Below are 22093 nucleotides of genomic sequence, written 5' to 3'. Positions count from 1 at the left end.
AATGAACGTGAACCTTTCCTTCGATCCGCCGTGTGGCCCGATCACCGGATGGCGCGACGGCGCCGTCGTGCGTGCCGCCGGCATTCCCTACGCCACCGCGGAACGCTTTCAGCCGCCCGCGCCGGCACCCGACTGGGCCGAGACGCTCGAGGCGACATCCCTGTCTCCGGCGTGCCCGCAGGCGCCGGTGCCCTTCCTGGATGACGTGCTCGGCACCCGCTACGGCGAACTTCCGGGCAGCGAGGATTGCCAGCGCCTGACCATCACCCTGCCTGCCGATCTCCACGACGGTGAACGGCTGCCGGTAATGGTGTGGCTGCACGGCGGGTCCTACACGTCCGGTTCCGGGGATCTGGCGATCTTCGACCCCGCAGCGCTGGTTGCCGAAACCCGGGTGATCGTCGTTTCGGTGACCTACCGGCTGGGCCTCTTCGGATATTTGTCCACCAGCACCGGCCGTCCCGCCAACCTGGGCCTGCTCGACCAGATCGAGGCGTTCCGGTGGGTGCAGCGCAACATCGCGTCCTTCGGCGGCGATCCGGGCCGCGTCACCGCGTTCGGGCAATCCGCAGGGGGCGACGCCGTCGCGCACCTCATGGCGACCCCGGACGCGGCGTCGCTCTTCCAGCGCGCCATCATTCAAAGTGCGCCGCTGGGCATTACCCGGGGGCGGGAAAGGATGACCGCCGCCATGGGGGTGGCCGCGGAGGCGGTTACCGCCGCGACTCCGGCGATGGACGTCGTCGCTATTGAAGAGGACGTGGCGCGGGCGGCGAGGAAGTTCGGTCTGATGGCTGCCATGCCGTTCGGGATCCAGTACGGGCACTCACCCCTGCCCGAGGAATCCGGGCTTGACCGGGCCTGGAATGCCGCTGCCCCGGCGATCGACATCCTGATCGGCTACACGGCGGAGGAAGCCCGGCTGTTTCTGCCGCGCAGCCCGCGCCTGGGCCGGGTGGCGAGGATTCCCGTGGTCGGCAGCGCGGTGCTCAGGGCAGTCACCTGGGTGGTCACGGAATTGGTGTACGGCAAAGCGGCCAGACAGTTTGCCAGGCGGCATGTACGTGCGGGCGGCCGGGCCCACAGCTACGTGCTGTCCTGGCGCGCACCTGGAAATCTCTATGGCGCCGCGCACACAGTCGACCTGCCCCTGCTCTTCGGCCACCAGCGCACGTGGGAAGGTGCCGGACTCCTGGCGGGGGCGACGTGGGACGAGATCAATGCCCATGGCCGGGCGATGCGGGCGCTGTGGGCACAGTTCGCCTACGGGGAAGGCCTCGGGTCCCGGGGAGAGATTCCCGGCTCGCTCCGGTACCGCTCGGTCTGAACTCCCGAGGCATTGCCCGGCGTGCGCTGTCACCCCCGCAGGATCAGGACCGCAGCGATCACCCAGAGGAGCGCCGCGACGCCGGTGGCGAGAACCGGACGGTTCCACGTCGTGGTCACTGTTCCACCGGAGGAGTGGAGTCCAGCGGCGCGGGCGTCGTGCCACGCCTGGGCGATCCTGTCACGGCCGGTGACTACCTCCGGCTGCCGGATGCGCTCATTGCCGGGGAGCATGCTGTGTGGCCGGCTCTTCAGATCGCTGACATGCTGAAAGCCGGAGTCGAACGAGCCCGGCGGGGTCGGAGCGCCCCAGCTGACGTACTTCTTGCCCGCGGCCCTGACGGTGACGGCATAGCGGACCTCGATGTCCTCAACCGTATCGAACGGTATCCGGTGGTCGCGCAGTCCGTTGATCAACAAAAACCCGCCGCTCTCAACGCGGAGGCACGGGCGCCACTGGACTGCATAGACGAACCAGGACACCAGAACCAGCCAGGGTGCGGCGTCCATCGCGGCACTGGGTTCTCCGCTGGCCGCCAGCCAGTACAGTGTGCCGGCAGCACCGGCCCATACGGTTGCGGCAACGGGCCGGTCCGACGCCGAGCGGTGCGTCCGGGCTCGCCGCGCGGACCGCTGAGTGGACGCTGGGCAGTCCGTCCGCGGCAGGTGCACGTTCTCTTTTGACGCTTTCAACGGTCCCCCTCCATCGCCCGGGCCGTCGCCGGGTTGAGAGCAATGTAGCGCACGCCGTGTCCGGATCGGTGGTCAAGGGTGAAGCCCGGATACTCGGGAAAGTCGCCCACACGATCGGGGGTGAAGCCGAGTGCCTCGTAAAAGCCGATGGCGGAGGGACTTGCCTGCCAGTCCAGGATCATTGGCTGTGGCCTGGCCCGTGACCAGTCGAAGATGAAGTTCATGAGGGCCCGGCCGGTGCCGGCCAGACGCGTGTCGGGGTCTACAAAGACGTCATGGACCCGGCCTGTCGTGAAGTCAGCCCGCAGGCCCGGCCCGAAATCCTGAGCGAGGCCGTAGCCGAGCAGCCTGGTGCGTGCCGGAGCCACAGGGAGGCACCATGAGGCGTCGGCAAGGAACCGGGCGAAACGGCTATGGAAAACCTCGGGCGGAACCTCCTGTGCGGCTGGAGTGAAGGCGATGGACAACCGGCGCACCTCGGCCGCGTCTTCCGGCCTCGCTGCGCGCACCACCAGCTCTTTCGGCGTCACGTGGGCACTTTCCCTTGAATCATCGCCGACATTCGATCAATCCTGTGGACGGAATAGTTGATGCCGCGTTTGCGGCTCAGCGCAGCATAGATGCTGCAGCGACTATTGACATAGTCAATTTCAGCTGCGGTGACCCGGCCGAAAGACGGGAGTGCTTACTCAGTGAGCTCGGCCAGAACTTCGGCCGCGTCCGTATTGCCGGCGGATGCCAGACGCCGAAGCTCGTCCAGATCTTCCTTCTCAGTGGCGAGTTCAACCAGCTGATCCTCAGCGTCGCGGCTGCCGCCGTCGGCAAGTTGCCGCAGCTCCTCGAAATCTTCCCGCTCCGCGGCCAGCTCGATGAGCTCGCCGATGGCGTCGTTGTCACCGCGGGCAGCCCGCTCACGGAGAATGGAAAGTTCAGAATCTGACATGGCGTGGCCTTCCAAGAAAACGGTTCTGCTGGACTCTTCTGGCCCGAGGAGGGATTTGACCTCATCGCGATCGGGGGAGAGGCATACAGGGTGTGAGTGCAGGCTACCGCGCCAAAGGAATCGGCCGAAAGCCTCTGTTCCTGTTTCCAACCGGTCGCTGGGTGGGATAGCACCTGTTTCCTTGTTCGAAGATGCCGTCCGGAAGCCGCAGCTTTGAAACGAATAAACTGCCAGGATGCTGACCGGACAAGCAAAAAATCTGGCGATCAATCCGGCGACAGCCGCTGATACCGATCACTTCGCAGCCGACGCGCCATGGGCCAGAGCCGATGAATGGCGTCCCGGGGGATCATCGCTGGTGGCAAAGTTCGGTGCAGAGCCAGTGGGGATCGCTGTCTCAGCCACCAACCGCGTCCATCCAACTCGGGACACGGTCAACGTTTTCGTGCGTGAGCAATTCCGGCGGCAGAGTATCGGTTCGGCACTGGTGAAATCCATTCAAGGGCGTCGTTGGATGCCACTGTCGGTCAAAGCCCATCCGGGCGCGGTTGCGCACGAGTTTTACAGATCGCTGGGAGCTGTGCGCTATCAAGTGTGTCCGCCCGAGCAGATCGATACCGCGAGTATTGAAGTGCTCCGATGGGCAAACGAAAACCGCTGTGGCGGCATCCTCACAGGAGATCGAATAGCTCTGGATCAACTGAATGAAGCATGGACGGAAATGTATGAAATCGTGCACGCGCCATGGTCACCTACTGGGTCGCGCGCGACACTCCTCGCTGAATTCCGCCCCATGATCCAGAGAGAACTGGACCGGTCCCGAAGCGTATTCGTCGTCAGGAATGACCGGATAGCTGCGGCGTGCTTTGTCTTCGGTACTGCCCGGGATCCGGAAGTGGAGGCAATATGCGAATCCCTGGACCAGACCAACCGCTTGGCGCGTCTCGACGTCGCCGCCTGCATGGCAGAAGTTCTGGTGAGCGCCGGGGGTACCCCAGTCCTGTTTGACGGACACATCACCGACCCACACTTCTTTCCGATTCTCCAACTAATTCCGGGTGTTTCGGGCCGGGCACTGGAACTCCTCGAAATTCCAAGGAATCGGGTCTCGCCGCAGGAGTCGATTCGTGCTGTGATGTCTGCGTGGCTCCTCGCCGCAGCCAGCGTCCTCGTCATCAGCTACCTTGCCCGCCGCCTCGCGCGCGCCGCCCGGCACCGGTGACCGCAGTTGATAGATTCTGGACCATGACCACTCCGGACATCAGTGTCAGGGCAGCAACCGTGCACGACGCCGCACGGCTGGCCGAGATCCACATCGCGGCCTGGCGGGCCACTTACCGCGGCGTCATGACCGATGAGTACCTGGACGGTCTCGACGTCGACCGCGCGGCATCCGCCTGGCGCCGAAACATCCTTGAACCCAGGCAAGGGACCATTCACCTCGTCGTCCAAAGCGCCGATGCGGTTGCCGGGTTCGCCATCCTCGGCCCTGCTGCCGGCGACCCGGACCCGGGAACCGGTCAGCTCCACGCGATCAACGTGCATCCGGACTGCTGGGCGCAGGGCGTAGGTTCCGTCCTGTTCGCGGCCGCGGAACAACAGCTGATCGAACTCGGCTATGACCGGGCATTTCTCTGGGTTGAGAAAGGCAACGATCGGGCTATCAGCTTCTACACCAACCGCCGTTGGCTCGACGACGGAGGGACCCTGGAAGATACGAGATTCGATCCGGCTGTGGCCGAGAAGCGCCACAGCCGGGTCCTCCCGCCCGGAACGGTCCCGTCTGCCACGCAGTGAGCTCTTCGGCTCCCGGGCGGCTGCCCGCAGCGGTGACTGCCGCCATCATGCGAAGAGACCTTCGCCGATGAAGCCTCCCGCCCGGATGCCCGGCGGAACCGCGAACAGGCCCGAGCCGGTGTGCTTGAGGTATTCCAGGGCCAGTGTGTCCTCCTTCGCCATGGCCAGCTGCATGGGCACATAGTGGGTCCTGGGGTCCGTGACGAACGCGATGAAGAACAGTCCGGCGTCGAGGTGCCCCAGGCCGTCCGAGCCGTCGGTGTAGTTGTAGCCGCGCCGGAGCATCTTGACGCCGTCGTTCTGGCTCGAGTGCGCGAGCCTGACGTGGGCGTCCAGCGGGATCAGTGGTTCCCCGCCGCGCCCCTGGAGCTCGAAGTCGGGGGCGGTGAATTCCTCGCCGCCGGAGAGCGGGGCCCCGGCGCCCTTGGTGCGCCCGATCAGCGCTTCCTGTTCCCGCAGCGACGTGCGGTCCCAGATTTCGATGTGCATCCGGATCCGGCGCGCCACGAGGTACGTGCCGCCGGCCATCCAGCCCTCTTCCGGGCGCGTTCCCTGGCCTGCCCACACGTGCTCCCCAAGCAGGGCGGTGTCCTCGGCTTTGAGGTTGTTGGTGCCGTCCTTGAAGCCGAAGAGGTTTCGCGGGGTGGCCTGTGACCTCGACGTGGAGGACGTCCGCCCGAAGCCGAGTTGGGACCAGCGGACGCGCGACTGCCCGAAGCCGATGCGGGCAAGGTTGCGGATCGCGTGGACGGCCACCTGGGGGTCGTCGGCGCAGGCCTGCACCACGATGTCGCCGCCGGTGCGTCCCGGCTGGAGGTCGTCGCCTGGGAAGTGCGGCAGGTCGATCAGTGCGTCCGGGCGGCGCCCCTCGAGTCCGAAGCGGGCCTTGCCGTCCTTCTCGAACAGGCCGGGGCCGAACCCGAAGGTGAGGGTGAGTCTGCCGGCGCCGAGGTCCAGGGCCTCACCCGTGTCCTCGGGCGGGGCGTCGTAGGGGCCATCGACGGCCCCGCTGCTGCCCGTGCTGCGTCCCTCGGTCATCGCCACGGCGGCGGCCGTCCAGTCTTTCAGAAGCCGGATGAGCTCTGCACGGTCCTCCGTGACGAGGTCGAAAGCTGCAATGTGAAGGCGGTCCTGGGCCGGCGTGACGATGCCGGCCTGCCGGTCACCGTGGAAGGCGATGATGTCGCCGGGCTCTGCCGCTGGGGCGGCCGCGGCCTCGACGAAATCGTGGCTGAGGAAGCCAACCGCCAGGCCGGCGACGGCGCCCGCGCCGCCGGCTCCTGCCAGGGACAGGAGCCCGCGGCGGGACAGCCGGCCCTTTCCCGAACCGGGGGCTGCGGGCGGCGCGGGCATGGCGGCGGCTCCCGGTGACTTGGCTGGTTCCGGTGCGCTAGCTGATTCGGGGGCGCCGCCGTCGGGGGTCTGGCGGGGGCTGCCGCCGAAGGGGCAGCCGGTCACAGGGCTATTGCCGAAGTGAGCTTGGCCAGGGGCTCGCCCAGGGCATCAACCAGGGAGGCGAGTTGCTGCACCTGGGCCTGGCTGAGGTCGTTGTAGTAGACGAAGCCTGCGCCGGTGGAATGCTGCTTGAGCCCGGCCTGCAAGGCGGCGAACTTGGCCTCGAGCGCTTCGGCCAGGGCCGGGTCCTTCTGCTGCAGCGCAGGCAACAGGCTCTCGAAAGCGGTCCGGGCTCCGTCAACGTTGGCCTGGAAGTCCCAGAGATCGGTGTGGGACCAGATTTCTTCCTCCCCGGTAACTTTGCCGGTGGCCACCTCGTCCAGGAGTTCCTTGGCGCCGTTGCCGATCTTGTCCGCGGAGAGTTCCACGGTGCGGGTCCGCTGGGCCAGGTCCTCGGTGTCGGCAACAAGCTGCGTGGCGATGGCGGCACGCTCCGCCGGTGCGAGGGGAGTGTAGCCGGCCGGCGGGAACAAGTCCTTCTCGGCCCGGTGCCAGCCGGTCCATTCCTGGCCGGGTGCGAGGTCGGCTTCACGGGCATCGAGCTTGGGGTCCAGGTCCCCGAACGACTCGGCGACCGGCTCGATACGCTCCCAGTGCATGCGCGTGGCGGCATAGAGTCCGCGGGCCTTCGTCGCATCCCCGGCGGCGTAAGCCGCCGCGAATGACCTCGTGCCGGTAACCAGCTGATCGGTCTGATCCACGACGAAAGCGGAGTATTGCCGGGTGCCGGTGTCCAACAGGCCCTGAAGATGGGCGTCGACGCCGGTACTGCTCGTGACCTGGATGGGTCCGGCGGCGCCCGGGTCCTTTGGGTTGCCCATACAGCCGGCCAGGGCCAACGGAACTGCGGTTGCCGCGGCCAACAGGGCAAGCGTCTTCCGGAACCGGGGGGCATTTTTGGGCAGGGGGATGCTGGGCATGGTGTTTCCTTGGATCGGTGGGGTGGAGCAGTGCGGTGCGGTGCGGTGCGGGGGAGTGGAGGCAGGGGTACGGGACCGAGTGGGCTTCCCCGGCAACATTGCCGATGCAATCCCGACTTAGGTACACCTAAGTAAGGAGGATGCCGATTCGCGGCGATTACGCAAACCTTTCGTACCCTAATTTGAATTAGGTAAGCCTAATCTAATAACATCGTCCGGGTGACCACGCAGCTTGACTTCATGCGGGTGCCCTTTGCCGCCGATCTTGCGAGCTACGGGGACAGCCCAGCCATCCTTACCGACACCCTGGCAATGACGTACCGGGAGCTGGCGGAGCGGGTCGATGCCTTCGCCCTCCGGCTTGGCACCACACGGCGCCTCGTGGCGCTCGCCGCAGCCAACGACCTCGACTCTCTGGTGGTCTATCTGGCGGCCCTGGCCGGCGGCCACCCGCTGATCCTCCTGCCGGAGGACAAGCCGGCCGCCCTGGAATCCCTCGTCGCGGCCTACGACCCCGACGTCGTTGTCCAACCCGGCAACGGGCAGCTCCTGCTGGACGAACGCCGGACCGGCACCCGCCACGAGCTTCACCCGGACCTCGCGCTCCTGCTCAGCACCTCCGGATCCACCGGCTCGCCCAAGCTCGTGCGGCTCTCGCATGCGAACCTGCAGTCCAACGCCGAGTCGATTTCCGAGTACCTGAACATCGGGCCCGACGACCGCGCGGCCACGACGCTGCCCATGTCCTACTGCTACGGGCTGTCCGTGATCAACAGCCACCTGCTCCGCGGCGCCGGACTGGTCCTGACCGATCTTTCCGTGGTCGATCCGTGCTTCTGGGACCTCTTCCGAGGCCGCGGGGCGACGTCATTCGCGGCCGTTCCGTACACCTTTGAACTGCTGGAACGGGTCGGGTTCGCGGACATGGATCTGCCCGGCCTGCGCTACGTCACCCAGGCCGGGGGCCGACTGGGGCCGGACTCGGTGCGGAACTACGCCGAACTTGGCCGCAGCAGCGGCTGGGAATTTTTCGTGATGTACGGCCAGACCGAGGCGACGGCCCGGATGGCATACCTGCCTCCTGAACTGGCGGCCGAGGTGCCGGGCGCGGTGGGCGTCCCGGTGCCCGGCGGCTCGTTCCGGATCGACCCCGTGCCGGGGCTGGAACACGGCGAACTGGTCTACAGCGGCGCCAACGTCATGCTTGGCTACGCCGAATGCCCGGCGGATCTCGCCGCGGGCCGGACCGTTGCGGAGCTCCGCACCGGCGACCTCGCCAGGCTGCACCCGGCGGGCGTCTACGAAGTGGTGGGCCGGCGCAGCCGGTTCGTCAAGATCGTGGGGCTGCGCGTGGATCTGGGACAGGTGGAGCGGCTCCTGGCGGATCTCGGTGTGCGGGCTGCCAGCGCCGGGACGGACGACGGCGTCGTCGTCGCTGTTGAAGGCGACCACGACGCGCACCTGCTGGGCAAGGTCCTCGCCCAGGGCATGGGGCTGCCGCGAGCCGCCCTAGAGGTCCACGCCGTCGACCATCTCCCGCGCCTGGCAACGGGCAAGCTCGACTACAGGGGCGTCCTGGCCCTGTCCGGGCCGAAACCCGGGCCGGCACCCGCCCCTGCAGCGGAAACCGGCGCGCCGGACAACAATGCTCCGGACAGCGTCCGGAAGATTTTCCAGGACGTGCTGGAGTGCGCCGACATCGCGGACAGCGACACGTTCGTGTCTCTGGGCGGGGACTCATTGTCCTATGTGGCCGCGTCGGTGCGGCTGGAACAGGCGCTGGGCCATCTCCCGCGGGACTGGCACGTGACGCCGGTCCGGGATCTGGAGCCCCGGCCGCGCACTGCACCGGGCCGTAAGCGGAGGAGATTCTTTGCGCCGGTGGAAACGAGCATCGTGCTGCGGGCCGTCGGGATCGTCCTGATCGTCAGCACGCACGTTGGGCTGTTTAGCTGGCAGGGTGCGGCCCACGTGCTCATGGCGGTGGCAGGCTACAACTTCGCACGCTTCCAGCTCTCCGGGAAGCGGATCCCGCGGCTGCGGAGGCAGCTGTCCAGCTCGGCACGAATCATCGTGCCGAGCATGGCGTTCATCGCGGTGGCGTACCTGATCACCGACAACTACTCACCCGCCAATATCGTGCTGCTCAATGCCGTCCTCGGGCCGGAGGGGGTGAGCACCCAGTGGCATTTCTGGTTCATCGAAGTTCTTGTTTACCTGCTTGTGGGGTCCGTGGCTCTGCTTGCCGTTCCGTGGGCGGACCGCGCCGAGCGGCGCTTCCCCCTGCTCTTTCCGCTGGCGCTGACCGGCGTGGGGCTCCTGACCCGGTATGAGCTGGTCAACCCGGGAGTGCCGCACACGGCGCCTGCGCTCTGGCTCTTCGCGCTGGGTTGGGCTATCGCACGGTCCCGGACCGTCGCCCAGCGTTGCCTGGTCTCGGTCATTGCAGCAGTGACCGTTCCGGGATTCTTCGAGAATCCGGGTCGGGAGGCCACGCTGCTCGCCGGGATCCTGCTGCTCATCTGGCTGCCCAGCATTCCGGTGCCGCAGGTCCTCCGCCGCCTCATGGTGGTACTCGCCAGCGCCTCCCTCTACGCATACCTTGTCCACTGGGTGGTCTATCCGCCGCTGGCCGGGATCAGCCCCGCCTTGGCCGTGGCAGGCTCGCTGGCCGCGGGGGTAGCCTACTGGGCGCTCTGCCTGCGCTTGATGGGGGCGGTCAACCGCCGGCGGGCAGGCGCAGGCAACGATCCGGGTACGAATTCAGCACAACAGTAGGCGCCGACTGCTGTACCAGCGACACTGACGGCATGGTTCTCTGTCTGAAAGACAGCGGGCGGCGCTCCGCGATCCGTGCCACGGTTGGCGCATTGGTGCTGGCTGCCTCGGTCTCGGGGTGCTCGTCCTCCACCGGTGGGGAACCGCCGTGTTTCCCGGCCGCCTATTCGCTGACCCCGTCGGAAGCCAAACCGGGGCAGAGCGTGACGGTGGCAGCGCCGGACGCTGACTGCAATCCCCGCTACGGCAAGAACGCCCGTATCCAGGTGAGCGTCACCGACGCCACAGGCGTGGAGGTTGTCAACACCACCACCGCCATGAACGACGCCGGGGGGTTCACCTATACGTTTGTCGTTCCCGCCCGGACAGCTGTGGGGGATGCCGCCGTAACCGCGGTGCCCTACAACATTGACTGGTGCGATGACACCGGCAGGAACAACCGCGTGGCGGGCGCTGGCGACCTACGACTGGAACGGGTGTCCTGTGTGTTGCCCATGAAACCTCTAACCGTCACCCGCTGAAGTGCATTTTCCGGGCGACGGTCGGCAGGGGCTTACCCGGGGCGAGGACGCCGTCGATGTCTACCGGGAGGTGGGAGGGGCCGCGCAGGAACGGGCTCGGCCGGTACGGCGGTGGGTCCGAGACCAGCCGCGGGTTCTCCAGCCTGGTGGCGAATTCAGTGAGCGCGATCTGCGCTTCCAGCCGGGCCAGGGGCGCCCCGAAGCACAGATGAACCCCGCCCCCAAAACCGAGGTGCTGGTTGTTGGCCCGGTCAGGGATGAAGAGCCCGGGGTCAGTGACGTGGGCGGGGTCGCGGTTGCCCGCAGCAAGGACCAGGGTGAGGGAGGCGCCGGCCGGGATGGTGGTGCCGGCGATGTCGATGTCGTCGAGGGCGGTACGGAACGGGACGAAATGCACGGGCGGCTCGTAGCGGAGCAGCTCCTCGACCATCGGGATGGCCAGGCCGGGGTCAGCGCGCAGCCTCTGGAGCTCGGCCGGGTGGCGGAGCAACGTCAGTACGCCGTTGGAGATGAGGTTCACGGTGGTTTCATGTCCGGCGATGAGCAGGAGAAGCCCGGTGCTCACCAGTTGTTCGTCCGGCATGCGGCCCTCCGGGCCATCATCGGTGGCCATCGCTGAAAGCAGGTCAGTCCCCGGGGCCTGCCGGTGGGCGTCGACCAGCTCTTGCATGAACGCGCGCAGTTCCGTGCCGGCCTCAATCCTCTTCTTTTGCTGGGTTTCGGGATCGAGTCCGGGATCGGTCGATTGCAGGGCCAGGTCCACCCAGACCCGGAAGCGCTGTTCATCTCCCGGGGGCACACCGAGAAGTTCGCAGATCACCGTGACGGGCAGGGGATACGCCAGATCATCGACGACGTCGATCCGGCTGCGGTCCGCCATATTGTCGACCAGATCGGTGACAATTTCCGCCATCCGCGCCTCCATCCCGGCCACCCTGCCAGGCGTCGTGGGCGGCCCGAAATGCCGCATGGTGATCCGCCGGAACTTGTCGTGATCAGGGGGATCCATGCTGAGGAAAGTCGGCGTCATGCCGGCGCCGTCCCCGTCCCCGTCCTCACCGACGGCGGCGCCCGCCGCGACGGCAGCCGGGTTGCGGGTTATGTCGGAGCTGACCCGTGGATCGTGCAACAGGGCGGCGATCTCCGCGTAGGTGCTCACGAGATAGCTGCCGTCCGGAAGTCGTCTCACGGGGGTTTTGCGGAGTTCGTCGTAGAACGGGTAGGGGTTAGCCCGGTTGGTGTAGTCGAGGATCTGCTCCCAGGTGCTGGGCTCGGCCATGGCGAAGGCTCCTTGGGTCGTGGGCCGGTGGCTGCCGGTCTCCGGTGCGGCGCTTTACGGGAGGCGGCGGTCAGTCAATCTGGCGCGCCGCTCATTGGGATAGTGACCGGTCACGACGACGGTCGCATCCTGGGTGGGGCTGGCGGCGGGCTGGAACCCGGCCGGTACGGGCTGCGCATCCTCGGGCTCGTCAATATGGTGGAACGACGGCGGGAAGGGCGCCGCCTGGTCAATCAGCGGTTCATAGAAGTCAAGCCATTTGTTCTGGTTGAACGCCACTGCAGCCACGATCCGGCCCTTGTAGCCGTAAACGGCCAGGAACCGCCGAGATCCGACCGATCCTTGCACGATGGCGACCTCAGCGGCGACCGAGGGCACACCCACGCTCTTGATTTCGGTGCCGAACTGGACGGACCAGAATTTGGGCACAGCCAGGTGCGGCCACCGTTCGGTTTCGCCGCTGACCATATTGTGCGCTGCAACCTCGGCCTGGGAGATCGCGTTGCCCCAGTGTTCGACGGCGAGGAACTGGTAGCCGAACATCGGCTGCGGGGCGCGGGATACGTCGCCGGCGACGAAGACGTCATCGGTGACCAGCCCGTTGACGTCGAAAGCCCGGCAGCCGGCGTCGCACGCGACACCCCACACGCCGCTCGCCAATCCGGAGCCTGCGAGCCAATCACCGTTACGAACGGTCCCCAGCGCGGCGACCGCGATGTCCACGTCAAGTGTTGTGCCATCGGAGAGGCGGGCGCGGCGCAGCTGTCCGCCGGCATCGCCTTCCAGTGCAACGACCCTGACGCCGCAGCGCAGATCCACGCCGTTCTCGATCTGAAGCTCTCCGGCAATTGCACCGATCACGCTGCCGAGCGCCGCGCCGAGCGGTGCCGGGCCCGCCTCGGCCACGGTGACCGGCAGGCCAAGTTCGCGGCACACCGAAGCGACTTCGCAGCCGATGAACCCGGCGCCAATGACCAGGACCCGGCGAGGGCGCGCGGCCAGGAGCTGCCGAAGCGTTGCCGCGTCCTCGCGGGTCCGCAAGGTCAGCACGCCTGCCAGCGCCGCCTCCGCCGCGTTTGGCCAGGACCGGGCCCGCACCCCAGTGGCGATCAACAACTTGTCGAATCCGATCCGGCCACCGTCGGCGAGATGCACCTGCCTGGCGGCGAGATCCAGACCCGTGGCCGCGACGCCCAGACGCCAGTCGGCGTCGATTGCCCGGCGGCGCGGCAGCGACGTGTCATCGGACGGCACCGACCCGGCCAGGACCTGTTTCGACAGCGGCGGCCGGTCATACGGCTCGTGCGCTTCCTCACCAATGAGAGTCAGCGAGCCCGTGAACCCTTCCTCGCGCAGCCGCTCCGCCGCACGGAGCCCGGTCAGTGACGTGCCCACGATGACAATCCTGCCGGATCGAAGGAACGTGCCCCCGTTGCCCCCGGCGGCAGCGGCCGTTCCCGGGGCGTCTTCGGGAGGCCGCGGCCTGTGCGGCTCCTCAAGCTGGTCGAGCCGGATGGCCTGGACGGGGCAGGCCGCGGCTGCCCGCCGGATCCTCGTGCGCTGCGCCTCGTCAGGGTCCGGGTCGTAGGTAAGTGCCTCGTCCCCCTGGATCGTGAAGACCTCCGGGGCGAGGAAGGCGCATTGTGCGTAACCCTGACACTTAGTGAGATCGACGACGAGCCTCATGCCGAACTTCTCCCTGTTTGCTCAAGCCAATCGAGTCTAAGCCTCGCGGGCTGGCCGCGGAAGAGGCCTGCGGCCGGGTACGACGAGGCTGCGGAGGCCCTCCAGAGCGGAGCGTGGGGGATCTTGCGGCGGGGGCGGACCTTGGCCACGTGGCCGCGCTGGGGGCGGCGGCAGGAGTGCAGGTGACACTTAGCCATCGCTCCGGCCGGGTTGCCCCTCGGTGAGGGAACTTGAGCGCCGGGTGTCCTATGTCCTGTATCCGGCGTCCGGCGTGGCTGTAGGGTGGACGCCGATGACTCTTTCTGAAGAACTTCTTGTGGCGTACGACCAGCAACTCCGGACAGCTGCAGAGACGCCCGGTGCCAGCGGCGTGGAACGGCTGGGTCCGCTGCGGCTGGTGACCTTCGCAGGCGGCAGGGGCTTCGTGACCTATCAGAACCTCGATGGGGCCAACGCCCTGACGATCGCGCAGTGGGTAGCCGAAGCGCTCGCGTTTTACCGCAGCGATCCCGCAATCGTGCGGGTCGAGTGGAAAACCCGTGGTCACGATCATGCGCCCGGACTCCACGGGGTACTGCTCGACAACGGATTTGAGCCTGATGAGACCGAGTCGATCATGATCGGACCGGCAAACGCCTTGACGGTGGACGTCCAGCTCCCGCCCGGCGTCAGCCTGCGGCCGGTGAGCGCAGAACGGGACATCCGCGCCATGAGCGCGATGCAGGACGAGGTTTTCGGCGTTGACGTCTCCGACGGCAACGCCGACGCAATCCTGAAACGCATGGCGCGCGACGACGGCATGGAACTGTGGGTAGCCGAACACGAAGGACTGATCGTGAGCGCTGGCCGCCTCGAGCCGGTGCCGGATACGGAATTCGCGGGCATCTGGGGCGGGGCGACGCGACCAGAATGGCGTGGTCAGGGTATCTACCGGGCCCTCACCGCCGCCCGGGCCCGGGCCGCGCTGACGCTCGGCAAGAGACTCATCCACAGTGACTCGACTGAATATTCGCGACCGATCCTGGAACGCTATGGATTGCTGCGAGTCTCAACGACCACCCCGTACCGCTGGCGGCGCTGAGGGCCCAAGCGCACTGGCGCGGTACGTCCTAACCCCCGGGATGGAAGGCCGCCGGCGGTCAGGGGAACGGTCCGCCCATGCCCTCAGAGCCGTCTCCGGTGCCGCTGCCGAGAAGGCTTCGGGTGAGCGCGGCGCTGTCGGCCATCAGGTCATCCACAGCCTTCTGAAGATGATGGTCCGCCACCGGCACGCCGTCCAATGCGCCGGCAACGACCGCACGGCGGACGAGTTCGCGTGCGAACGAAGCGGTGGTTCCTTCGGTGCGGGCGGCGGCGTCTTCAATCGAGTTCGGACTGAGGGGAATACCGCGGGCATACAGTTTGATCAGTGCAACCCGCTCCGCCTGGGCAGGCATGGGAATTTCCACGGCCAGGTCCACACGGCCGGGACGCTGCGCCAGGGCGCGTTCCAGCATGTCCACGCGGTTGGTGGTGAGGACGAACGCCACGTCGGCATCGCTGGCCAAACCGTCCATGGCGTCCAGCACCTCGAATAGCAGCGGCTGGGGTCCGTGCCCGAAGCTGCGGTCCTCGGCGATGAGGTCGCAGTCCTCAAGGACCACGATGGAGGGCTGCAGCGCCCTGGCCATGGTGGCGGCTTCTGAGATCCTGGCGAGCGATCCTCCCGAAAGAAGGATTGCTGTGACACCTTCGCTCCGGCCCAACAAATACCGCACCGTATGGGTCTTGCCCGTCCCCGGCCTGCCGTAGAGCAGGACGCCGCGTTTGAGGTGCTGGCCGTACCTGATCAGAGACTCGCGGTGCTCGGCGATACCTAAGGCGTGGTCCGACACTTTCTCCAGCAGGCCATCCGGCAGGATGACATCCGACGCGGCAAGGACTGGCCGTGCATGGAACGTCACCCCGGCCGCGCTGGGACCATACTCACCCATCACCAGGGAAATGACCTGTCCCTTGAGCACGCTGCGGTGCTGCATCCGACGGCGGAACTCCGAGAGGAAGCGTGCGGCCTTATCTGTAGCGCCGGCCAAAACCTCAAGGGACGCTGACTGCCGGCCGTACCGGGGGTTGGCGTCCCGCTGCAGCACGGCGACGGGACTGCCTCCATGGCTGAACAGCCAGAGCCCCAGTGCCACGGCCTGCCGTTGTTCGTCCGGCCCGACAGCTAAGTTGGCGTAGTCCGGCTGGGACAGGGGGAACTGCGGATATAGCTGGGACTGCTGCAGCATGTCGCTCAGCGAGTGATGGTGGCGTTGGTCGCCGCCGCCGATGCCCACCAGCCGGAACTCAGGATCCTCGGCGGCGAGCTCTTCCATGAGGATGTCTGCGTCCACGAATCGGTGCGGCGGAATCTCCTCAACCACTACCGACACTGATTCGGCCCGGACCGCCAAATGCTCGGTGAGCGTAGTCAGCAGCTGGGTTCCCGGTTGCCCCCGACGCTGCCCGGACTGCGCGAGCTCCACGAGCCGCGCGAAATCGTCGATGAACTTCCCCAAAATTTCATCCATGGGCTGACCCTACCAGCGCCGCCAATCGGTGTGGCGCTCATGCTCTCCAGCAAGCGTCAGCCGGTGGTTGCGCTGACCGCGATGGTGCCGCCCTGGGGGTCCCTGATCACGGCGCTGCGAAATCCCGGAGTGTCCATGGGCGCCATCAAGATGCTGCCACCCAGTGTTACGGCCTGCCGGGCAATGGCGTCCGCGTCGCGGACGGCGAAATTGACGCTCCAATGCGGCGGGACCGCGACGCCGTCCGTGGCTGCCACCACCGCCACTACCCGGCCGGAGCGGAGCCACCGCGAGAAGGGGGCGTCCGGGACGGGTTCGAGTTCCCAGTCGAACATTGCACCGTAGAACGCCTGGGCCCGCCCGACATCTGTGGTGTGCAGCGAGCTCATGGCCCAGGAATTCGGCTCATTGGCCAGCTGGGCGCCGTCGTTCCCTCCTGCCTGCCGCAGGCAGAACGGGACGCCGGTGGCATCGGCGAGCACAGCAATACGGTCATCCGGGCCGGCACCAAACGGCGCCAGGCGCTTGCCCCCCGCCCGCTCGGCACGAGCCAAGGCTTCCCCGACGTTTACGACACGCACGTGGGTTATCCACCCCGGCGGCGATTGCGGCGGCGCCTGTCCGATTCCGGCAACCAGCTGACCGCGGAGGCGGGCGGCGTAGTAGAAGCCGTCGAGCCCGGGCGGCATCGGAATGGGGTCGTCGAAAGTCCAGCAGAAGAGCGGACCGTAGAAGTCCTTGGCCGCCTGGGGGTCGGGCTGCCAGGTGTCGACCCAGCACGGAGCGCCGACTGAGGAGGTATCCCGCGCTGTCATTGAAACCCTTTCTCCGGGGCCCGTTACGCCGCGAACATTGTTTCCCAAGACCGCGAGTGGATCAAGACCCAACTGCGATTCCGGCGAGGCAAACTGCCGAATCCTCCATGACCGAGGGGAAAACACCGTCGCTCGGGAAACCTGGCACCTGTGCGGTAGGCTCGCCAACATATTTCTGGCCAATTGGGGGAACCATGAATAAAGGAATGAAAACTGGAATTGCAGCCGTGGCGCTCACGCCACTTCTCGCGCTGGGGCTGTCCGCCGCATTCGGAGCATCGAAATCCGGTCCTGCTGGCACGGCAGTTGATGCCTCGGATCATCCCGAGTGCTACAACGAAGCCAGGCTGAACGATCCGAATGACTTCTGCTACCGAACGATGGGACCGTGGAACAGCACCCGGTCCTCGGACGAGGAAGTCCGGAGCATGGTGTCCGTTGAGCGAATGGTGAGGGCAGGCAAGACCGTTCAAGAGATCCAGCGTTACTACCCGGAATACGCCCCGTCCACGAAATGGGCCAGCGCATCGGCCGGTTGACCTCATCCGCATCCCACATCTTTCCGGACTGTAGAGACGGTGAGCCGCGGATTACGGGGATGCCGGCCCAAAAAGCCGCAGGTTAATTGTTACTCTCTTTTCCTTTTGTGCGGCAAATGCAATTGATATTCTGATTTTGGTCATGCAGAGGCTGCTAACTTCGTTGCGGGAGTTCCTATCTCATGGCCACCAAAGTCGTTGTCGCCGGCAGTGCCGTCGCCCCGTTCACGGCGTTCGCCTTGAGATCGGACACGACATCCGGCCGGCCCGGTTCCTTGCGCGCCCCCGCTGTGCTGTCTGAGCTGGCCGGGGCGCGATTACGCCGCCGGCACGCGGAACCAGAGCCGGAACCCGGCCTTCCCTAGACCAGCGCGGATGCGGCCCTGTGAAAACCAATCGGGGGTGGCCGCATCCGCGCTCACCCGCACCCATGGTGCAATGCGGGTCTTCTGGTTTAGAACCTTGACCCGGGCGGCCGGTGCCGTCAGGTGCGCGCAGCGAGGATCTGCTCGCGCAGAATATCCGCGTGGCCGCAGTGCTGGGCGAGTTCCCTGAGCATGTGCAGGTAGACCCACCGCAGCGGTAGCGGGCCGCGCCGGTTGCCTCTGACAAGGTCGTCAAGGCCGAGCGAAGCGGCCCGACGCCGTGAGTCCCCGCAGGCCTGGAGGTAGGCGGCCTGGAGGCCCGCGATGGTGTCGTCGTCCGCCAGGATGAACGATTCGTCGGGGGTGGCCGGAATGCCGATCACCGCCCGGGGCCGGCACGTGATGGCCTCGTCAAACCAGACCTTCTCCACGAAGGCGGCGTGCTTGACCAGCCCCAGAAGGGTGGTCCGCGACGGCACCAGCGAGGCCCGGGCCTCCTCTTCGGTGAGCCCGTCCAGGCAGGCGTGCAGGTCCGCACGATGCTCGTCGAGGAATGCATCGAACTGGGTACGCAGGTCCGCGGCCAGTGTTGCCGGATCCATGCTGGGGTGAGAGCTCATGGCCCCACATCCTATGGCGGAAAAGCCCGGTCCGGAAGCAGTGGACCGGGCCTTTCCGCGGACGCGGTCAGTGGCCGCGGGCGATCCATTCCTCAAGGTGCGGCGCTTCGGCGCCGATCGTTGTGGGTTCCCCGTGGCCGGTCCGGACCGTCGTGTCGGCCGGGAGCGGCAGGAGCCGGGTCCGGATGGACTCGATGATGGTCGGGAAATCGCTGAAGGATCGGCCCGTCGCCCCGGGGCCACCCTGGAACAGCGTGTCCCCGCTGAACACTGTTTTTTCGCTAAGCAAGGTGCCTTCGCTTTCGAGAAGGAAGCACACGGACCCGGGCGAGTGGCCGGGGGTGTGCCGTGCCACGAGTCTTGCCCCTGCGACGTCGAACGTGTCGCCGTCGGCAATGGCGTGGTCCGGCTCGGTGCCGGGGAACACCCGCTCCCACAGCATCCAGTCGTCCCGGTGCAGGTACACCGGCGCGTTCACGAGAGTCCGGACCTCGCCCACGGCGCTGATGTGGTCATCGTGGCCGTGCGTGAGCAGGATTGCGGTGACCTTCCGGCCCGAGACGGCCGCGGCCACGGCAGCGGGATCGTGGGCCGGGTCGATGATGACGCATTCGGCGTCGTCCCCGAGGATCCAGACGTTGTTCTCAACATCCCAGGTGCCGCCGTCGAGGGAAAACGTCCCGGAGGTGACCAGCCGGTCGATCCGGATGCTCACAGGGCCGGCGTTCACAGCTCCACCACCGAGCGCAGCACAGCGCCGGCATGCATCTTCGTGAAGGCCTCCTCGATCTGGTCGATCGTGATCCGCTCCGTCACGAAGGCGTCCAGGTCCAGCTTGCCCTGCCGGTAGAGGCTGATGAGTGTGGGGAAGTCGCGCGAAGGCAGGCAGTCGCCGTACCAGGAGGACTTCAGGGAGCCGCCGCGCCCGAACACATCCAGCAGCGGCAGTTCCAGGGTCATCTCGGGGCTCGGCACACCCACCAGGACCACCGTGCCGGCGAGGTCCCGGGCGTAGAAGGCCTGCTTGTATGTTTCCGGGCGGCCGACGGCGTCGATCACCACATCGGCGCCGAAACCGCCGGTCAGTTCGCGGATCGCTTCGACGGGGTCGACGGCGGAGGAGTCCACCGTGTGGGTGGCGCCGAGGTCCTTGGCGCGCTGGAGCTTTTTGGCGTCGATGTCGACGGCGATCACGGTGGTGGCGCCGGCGAGCGCCGCGCCGGCGACGGCCGCCGTGCCGACTCCGCCGCAGCCGATCACGGCGACCGAATCGCCGCGCTGGACGTTTCCGGTGTTGATCGCCGCGCCGATGCCTGCCATGACTCCGCAGCCGAGCAGGCCGACGGCGGCGGGATCGGCGTCGTCGTCCACCTTGGTGCACTGGCCGGCCGCTACGAGGGTCTTTTCGGCGAAGGCACCGATGCCCAGCGCGGCCGTCAGCTCGGTGCCGTCCTCCAGCGTCATTTTCTGGGTGGCGTTGTGGGTATTGAAGCAGTACTGCGGCTGGCCCCGGCGGCAGGCCCGGCACTCGCCGCAGACGGCCCGCCAGTTCAGCACCACGCGGTCCCCGGGGGCGACCTCGGTGACGTCCGGTCCCACGGCACTGACAACGCCGGTGGCCTCGTGGCCGAGCAGGAAGGGGAAATCGTCGTTGATGGCGCCCTGCTTGTAGTGCAGATCGGTGTGGCAGACACCGCAGGTGAGGATGTCCACGAGGGCCTCGCCGGGGCCCGGGTCCGGCACCAGGATCGTCTCCAGGGTGACGTCGGCATTCTTGGAACGGACAACTGCGGCTTTGACTTTATGGACCATGAAACAAGCTCCTCTGTTCTGGAACGCGGATTGCTGGCACAACTTACTGGTTACTGGCACAACGGGCGGCGGCGCGGCCCTTGGGAGGCCGCGCCGTCGTGGTTTGGTGGTGTCCTGGGATGCAGGAAGGGCCTAGGCGGCGAGCCGGCTCTTGACCTCAGCTGCGGAGGGGTTGGTGGCGGCGGTGCCGTCGGGGAACAGCACGGTGGGGACGGTGCGGTTGCCTCCGTTGAGCTGCTCGACGAGCTCGGCCGTGCCTTCGACTTCCTCGATGTTGATCTCGGTGTACCCGATGCCCTGTGCGTCCAGCTGCTTCTTCAGCCGGTTGCAGTAGCCGCACCACGTGGTCGAAAACATAGTGATGGTGCCGGATTCGGGGGTGAAGTCCACGAAGTTCTCCTCAAGTAAGTGGATGGGGCCGGCGTATCAGGCCGGGCGCCCACTGAAGTCGTACGTCACTGCCAACAACCGTACCCTGCAGCCCGCTATTCCCGCAGAGAGCGCTGCCCCCTACGCCGTCCGACGCGACTTCGCGGTAAAGATGCGAAATCGCCGGAAAGTTCCGGCGACTTCGCACGTTTCCGGCGACCTCGGCGGCCTCAGGCGGCAGCCCGGATGACATGGGATGGGTGCGGTGGCATGCTGATGCCATGTGTGGACGCTACGTGATGGCCCGGGCCGTCGGAGACCTGCTGGCCGAATTCGATGCCGGGCTGGAGGATGAGATCGCGATTCCGCCGTCGTGGAACGTGGCCCCGACGGCTGATGTGCCGATCCTGCTCGAACGGCTTGTGGAGGGAGAACCGGTCCGCCAACTGCACATTGCGCGCTGGGGCCTGGTGCCGTCCTGGGCCAAGGACCCGGGCATCGGGTCCAAGATGATCAATGCCCGCAGCGAGACCGTGCTGGAGAAGCCCGCCTTCCGGAAAGCGACCCGCGCCCGTCGCTGCGCCGTCCCGGCGGATGGCTACTACGAGTGGAAGGGCGAGGGCCGCACCAAGCAGCCCTACTACGTCCATCCCAAGGACGGACGCCCCATTGTCTTCGCAGGACTCTATGAATGGTGGCGGGACCCGTCCAAGGCAGAGGGCGACCCGGAGCGCTGGATGCTCTCGACCTCGATAATGACCACCGACTCGCCGCCGGAGGGCTACGCCGGGGGAATGCTGGCCGAGCTGACCGCGCTGCATGACAGGGTTCCGCTGCCCATGAACCGCGAGACCATGCAGACGTGGCTGGACCCGCAGGCCGATGATGCGGCCGGGCTCGTGGATCTGGTCCGGGCCGGGGCGCACGACGTCGCGGAAGGCTGGACGATCGACGCCGTCGGCACCGCCGTCGGGAACGTCAGGAATGACTCACCGGAACTCATCCAGCCGGTGGGGAGCCTGTTCTAGCGGTACGCCGGCCTGTCTGGCGGCTGCCAGGGCACGGGGCGGTACTGGTTGCCTGAGGTCAGAGCGTTACTTTGCCGCCGCCGTCGACCGACCAGTCGGGGTTGAACGCGACCTCCCAGCGGTAGCCGTCGGGATCGGCGAAGTAGCCGGTGTAGCCGCCCCAGGGCTGTGTCTTCGGTGCCGCAACGATGCGGGCCCCCGCGGTCCCGGCTTCGGCCATCACCCGGTCGACGTCCGCCGTGCCGGCCAGGTTGTGGCTGAGCGTGATGCACGCAATGCCGGCAGGGGCATCGGTGGCCGCCTCGGTCTGCATTTGACCCGCGTCCCAGAGCGAGAGGATGAGGCCGTGGTTGACCTGGATGAAGAGCACCTCCCCGGGGACTTCCCGGTGGACCGGCCATCCGAGGCCATCGACGTAGAAGCGGCGTGAGGCGTCAACACTGCGGACACCTGATATGTAGGAGTTCTTTGTCAAGAGGGCAAGGGTGAGCGGTCCAAGGCTGGTTTGTCTTGGACCGCTCTTTGTGTCCGTTCCCTGTCTGGCCCGGGCGGCCGGCGCGTCGTGATCGACGGCGCTGTCAGACTGATATGCGCG

The 22093-nt window shown here is 66.9% G+C and carries 22 protein-coding genes; 8 read left to right on the top strand and 14 right to left on the bottom strand.

Annotated elements, in window-relative coordinates:
* The first annotated feature begins 1 nt into the window (after position 1).
* The gene (locus AC1DFR_RS16375) at positions 2 to 1327 is read left to right on the top strand and encodes a carboxylesterase family protein (protein WP_476873903.1); all 1326 of its coding nucleotides are present in this window, start codon (positions 2 to 4) and stop codon (positions 1325 to 1327) included.
* 29 nt (positions 1328 to 1356) lie between these two features.
* Here the strand turns inward: AC1DFR_RS16375 and AC1DFR_RS16370 are convergent, their stop codons facing one another.
* From AC1DFR_RS16370 to AC1DFR_RS16360, 3 genes are all read right to left on the bottom strand, one after another.
* Positions 1357 to 1836 (bottom strand): hypothetical protein, encoded by a 480-nt coding sequence (locus AC1DFR_RS16370; protein ID WP_476873902.1) that lies wholly within the window; start codon positions 1834 to 1836, stop codon positions 1357 to 1359.
* Positions 1837 to 2015: 179 nt separating this feature from the next.
* Positions 2016 to 2549: an N-acetyltransferase family protein gene (locus tag AC1DFR_RS16365; protein ID WP_476873901.1), complete on the bottom strand. Its 534-nt coding sequence runs from the start codon at positions 2547 to 2549 to the stop codon at positions 2016 to 2018.
* 155 nt (positions 2550 to 2704) lie between these two features.
* Positions 2705 to 2962 carry a hypothetical protein gene (locus AC1DFR_RS16360; protein WP_476850021.1) on the bottom strand — a complete coding sequence of 86 codons (258 nt, stop codon included), beginning with the start codon at positions 2960 to 2962 and terminating at the stop codon, positions 2705 to 2707.
* Between the two features lie 235 nt (positions 2963 to 3197).
* Here AC1DFR_RS16360 and AC1DFR_RS16355 point away from each other — a divergent pair, with 235 nt between their 5' ends.
* Positions 3198 to 4184 (top strand): GNAT family N-acetyltransferase, encoded by a 987-nt coding sequence (locus AC1DFR_RS16355; RefSeq protein WP_476873900.1) that lies wholly within the window; start codon positions 3198 to 3200, stop codon positions 4182 to 4184.
* Positions 4185 to 4207: 23 nt separating this feature from the next.
* A complete protein-coding gene (locus AC1DFR_RS16350) occupies positions 4208 to 4759 on the top strand; it encodes an N-acetyltransferase family protein (protein ID WP_476850019.1) in 552 nt (183 codons plus the stop codon).
* 45 nt (positions 4760 to 4804) lie between these two features.
* Here AC1DFR_RS16350 and efeB read toward each other — a convergent pair whose 3' ends face one another.
* Positions 4805 to 6217: an iron uptake transporter deferrochelatase/peroxidase subunit gene (efeB, locus tag AC1DFR_RS16345; RefSeq protein ID WP_476873899.1), complete on the bottom strand. Its 1413-nt coding sequence runs from the start codon at positions 6215 to 6217 to the stop codon at positions 4805 to 4807.
* Positions 6214 to 7134, bottom strand: coding sequence for an iron uptake system protein EfeO (gene efeO, locus AC1DFR_RS16340; RefSeq protein ID WP_476873898.1), 921 nt, complete (start codon positions 7132 to 7134; stop codon positions 6214 to 6216). Before efeO ends, efeB begins: the two co-directional genes overlap by 4 nt.
* A 219-nt stretch (positions 7135 to 7353) precedes the next feature.
* On the opposite strand from efeO, the gene AC1DFR_RS16335 reads away from it, so the two are divergent.
* Both AC1DFR_RS16335 and AC1DFR_RS16330 read left to right on the top strand, forming a co-directional pair.
* Positions 7354 to 9912, top strand: a complete 2559-nt coding sequence (locus AC1DFR_RS16335; protein WP_476873897.1) for an AMP-binding protein — start codon at positions 7354 to 7356, stop codon at positions 9910 to 9912.
* A 32-nt stretch (positions 9913 to 9944) separates the two neighbouring features.
* Positions 9945 to 10433 carry a hypothetical protein gene (locus AC1DFR_RS16330; RefSeq protein ID WP_476873896.1) on the top strand — a complete coding sequence of 163 codons (489 nt, stop codon included), beginning with the start codon at positions 9945 to 9947 and terminating at the stop codon, positions 10431 to 10433.
* Here the strand turns inward: AC1DFR_RS16330 and AC1DFR_RS16325 are convergent.
* Together AC1DFR_RS16325 and AC1DFR_RS16320 are read right to left on the bottom strand one after the other, a co-directional pair.
* Positions 10423 to 11712, bottom strand: coding sequence for a cytochrome P450 (locus AC1DFR_RS16325; protein ID WP_476873895.1), 1290 nt, complete (start codon positions 11710 to 11712; stop codon positions 10423 to 10425). The genes AC1DFR_RS16330 and AC1DFR_RS16325 overlap by 11 nt on opposite strands.
* Before the next feature lie 54 nt (positions 11713 to 11766).
* The gene (locus AC1DFR_RS16320; protein WP_476873894.1) at positions 11767 to 13398 is read right to left on the bottom strand and encodes an FAD-dependent oxidoreductase; all 1632 of its coding nucleotides are present in this window, start codon (positions 13396 to 13398) and stop codon (positions 11767 to 11769) included.
* Positions 13399 to 13690: 292 nt separating this feature from the next.
* On the opposite strand from AC1DFR_RS16320, the gene AC1DFR_RS16315 reads away from it, so the two are divergent.
* A complete protein-coding gene (locus AC1DFR_RS16315) occupies positions 13691 to 14479 on the top strand; it encodes a GNAT family N-acetyltransferase (RefSeq protein WP_476873893.1) in 789 nt (262 codons plus the stop codon).
* A gap of 58 nt (positions 14480 to 14537) precedes the next feature.
* On the opposite strand, the gene AC1DFR_RS16310 is transcribed toward AC1DFR_RS16315, so the two are convergent.
* Together AC1DFR_RS16310 and AC1DFR_RS16305 are read right to left on the bottom strand one after the other, a co-directional pair.
* Positions 14538 to 15950: an AAA family ATPase gene (locus AC1DFR_RS16310; protein WP_476873892.1), complete on the bottom strand. Its 1413-nt coding sequence runs from the start codon at positions 15948 to 15950 to the stop codon at positions 14538 to 14540.
* Between the two features lie 56 nt (positions 15951 to 16006).
* Positions 16007 to 16765 (bottom strand): VOC family protein, encoded by a 759-nt coding sequence (locus AC1DFR_RS16305; protein ID WP_476873891.1) that lies wholly within the window; start codon positions 16763 to 16765, stop codon positions 16007 to 16009.
* Positions 16766 to 16971: 206 nt separating this feature from the next.
* On the opposite strand from AC1DFR_RS16305, the gene AC1DFR_RS16300 reads away from it, so the two are divergent.
* Complete coding sequence (locus AC1DFR_RS16300; RefSeq protein WP_476873890.1) at positions 16972 to 17304, top strand: hypothetical protein; 333 nt, start codon at positions 16972 to 16974, stop codon at positions 17302 to 17304.
* A 484-nt stretch (positions 17305 to 17788) separates the two neighbouring features.
* Here the strand turns inward: AC1DFR_RS16300 and AC1DFR_RS16295 are convergent, their stop codons facing one another.
* The 4 genes from AC1DFR_RS16295 to AC1DFR_RS16280 form a co-directional block, all read right to left on the bottom strand.
* Complete coding sequence (locus AC1DFR_RS16295; RefSeq protein WP_476871615.1) at positions 17789 to 18289, bottom strand: DinB family protein; 501 nt, start codon at positions 18287 to 18289, stop codon at positions 17789 to 17791.
* Positions 18290 to 18356: 67 nt separating this feature from the next.
* Positions 18357 to 19019: an MBL fold metallo-hydrolase gene (locus AC1DFR_RS16290; protein ID WP_476873889.1), complete on the bottom strand. Its 663-nt coding sequence runs from the start codon at positions 19017 to 19019 to the stop codon at positions 18357 to 18359.
* Positions 19016 to 20101: an S-(hydroxymethyl)mycothiol dehydrogenase gene (locus AC1DFR_RS16285; RefSeq protein ID WP_476849334.1), complete on the bottom strand. Its 1086-nt coding sequence runs from the start codon at positions 20099 to 20101 to the stop codon at positions 19016 to 19018. Before AC1DFR_RS16285 ends, AC1DFR_RS16290 begins: the two co-directional genes overlap by 4 nt.
* 132 nt (positions 20102 to 20233) lie before the next feature.
* Positions 20234 to 20491 (bottom strand): mycoredoxin, encoded by a 258-nt coding sequence (locus tag AC1DFR_RS16280; protein ID WP_290257701.1) that lies wholly within the window; start codon positions 20489 to 20491, stop codon positions 20234 to 20236.
* Between the two features lie 260 nt (positions 20492 to 20751).
* On the opposite strand from AC1DFR_RS16280, the gene AC1DFR_RS16275 reads away from it, so the two are divergent.
* Positions 20752 to 21498: an SOS response-associated peptidase gene (locus tag AC1DFR_RS16275; protein ID WP_476849333.1), complete on the top strand. Its 747-nt coding sequence runs from the start codon at positions 20752 to 20754 to the stop codon at positions 21496 to 21498.
* Between the two features lie 58 nt (positions 21499 to 21556).
* Here the strand turns inward: AC1DFR_RS16275 and AC1DFR_RS16270 are convergent, their stop codons facing one another.
* Positions 21557 to 21973 (bottom strand): VOC family protein, encoded by a 417-nt coding sequence (locus tag AC1DFR_RS16270; protein WP_476873888.1) that lies wholly within the window; start codon positions 21971 to 21973, stop codon positions 21557 to 21559.
* Positions 21974 to 22093: the final 120 nt, after the last annotated feature.

It is taken from the genome of Arthrobacter sp. 05T410 (genome assembly GCF_056396505.1).
Note: the sequence above shows the minus strand (reverse complement) of the source record. Positions and strands in the feature narration are given on the sequence as shown.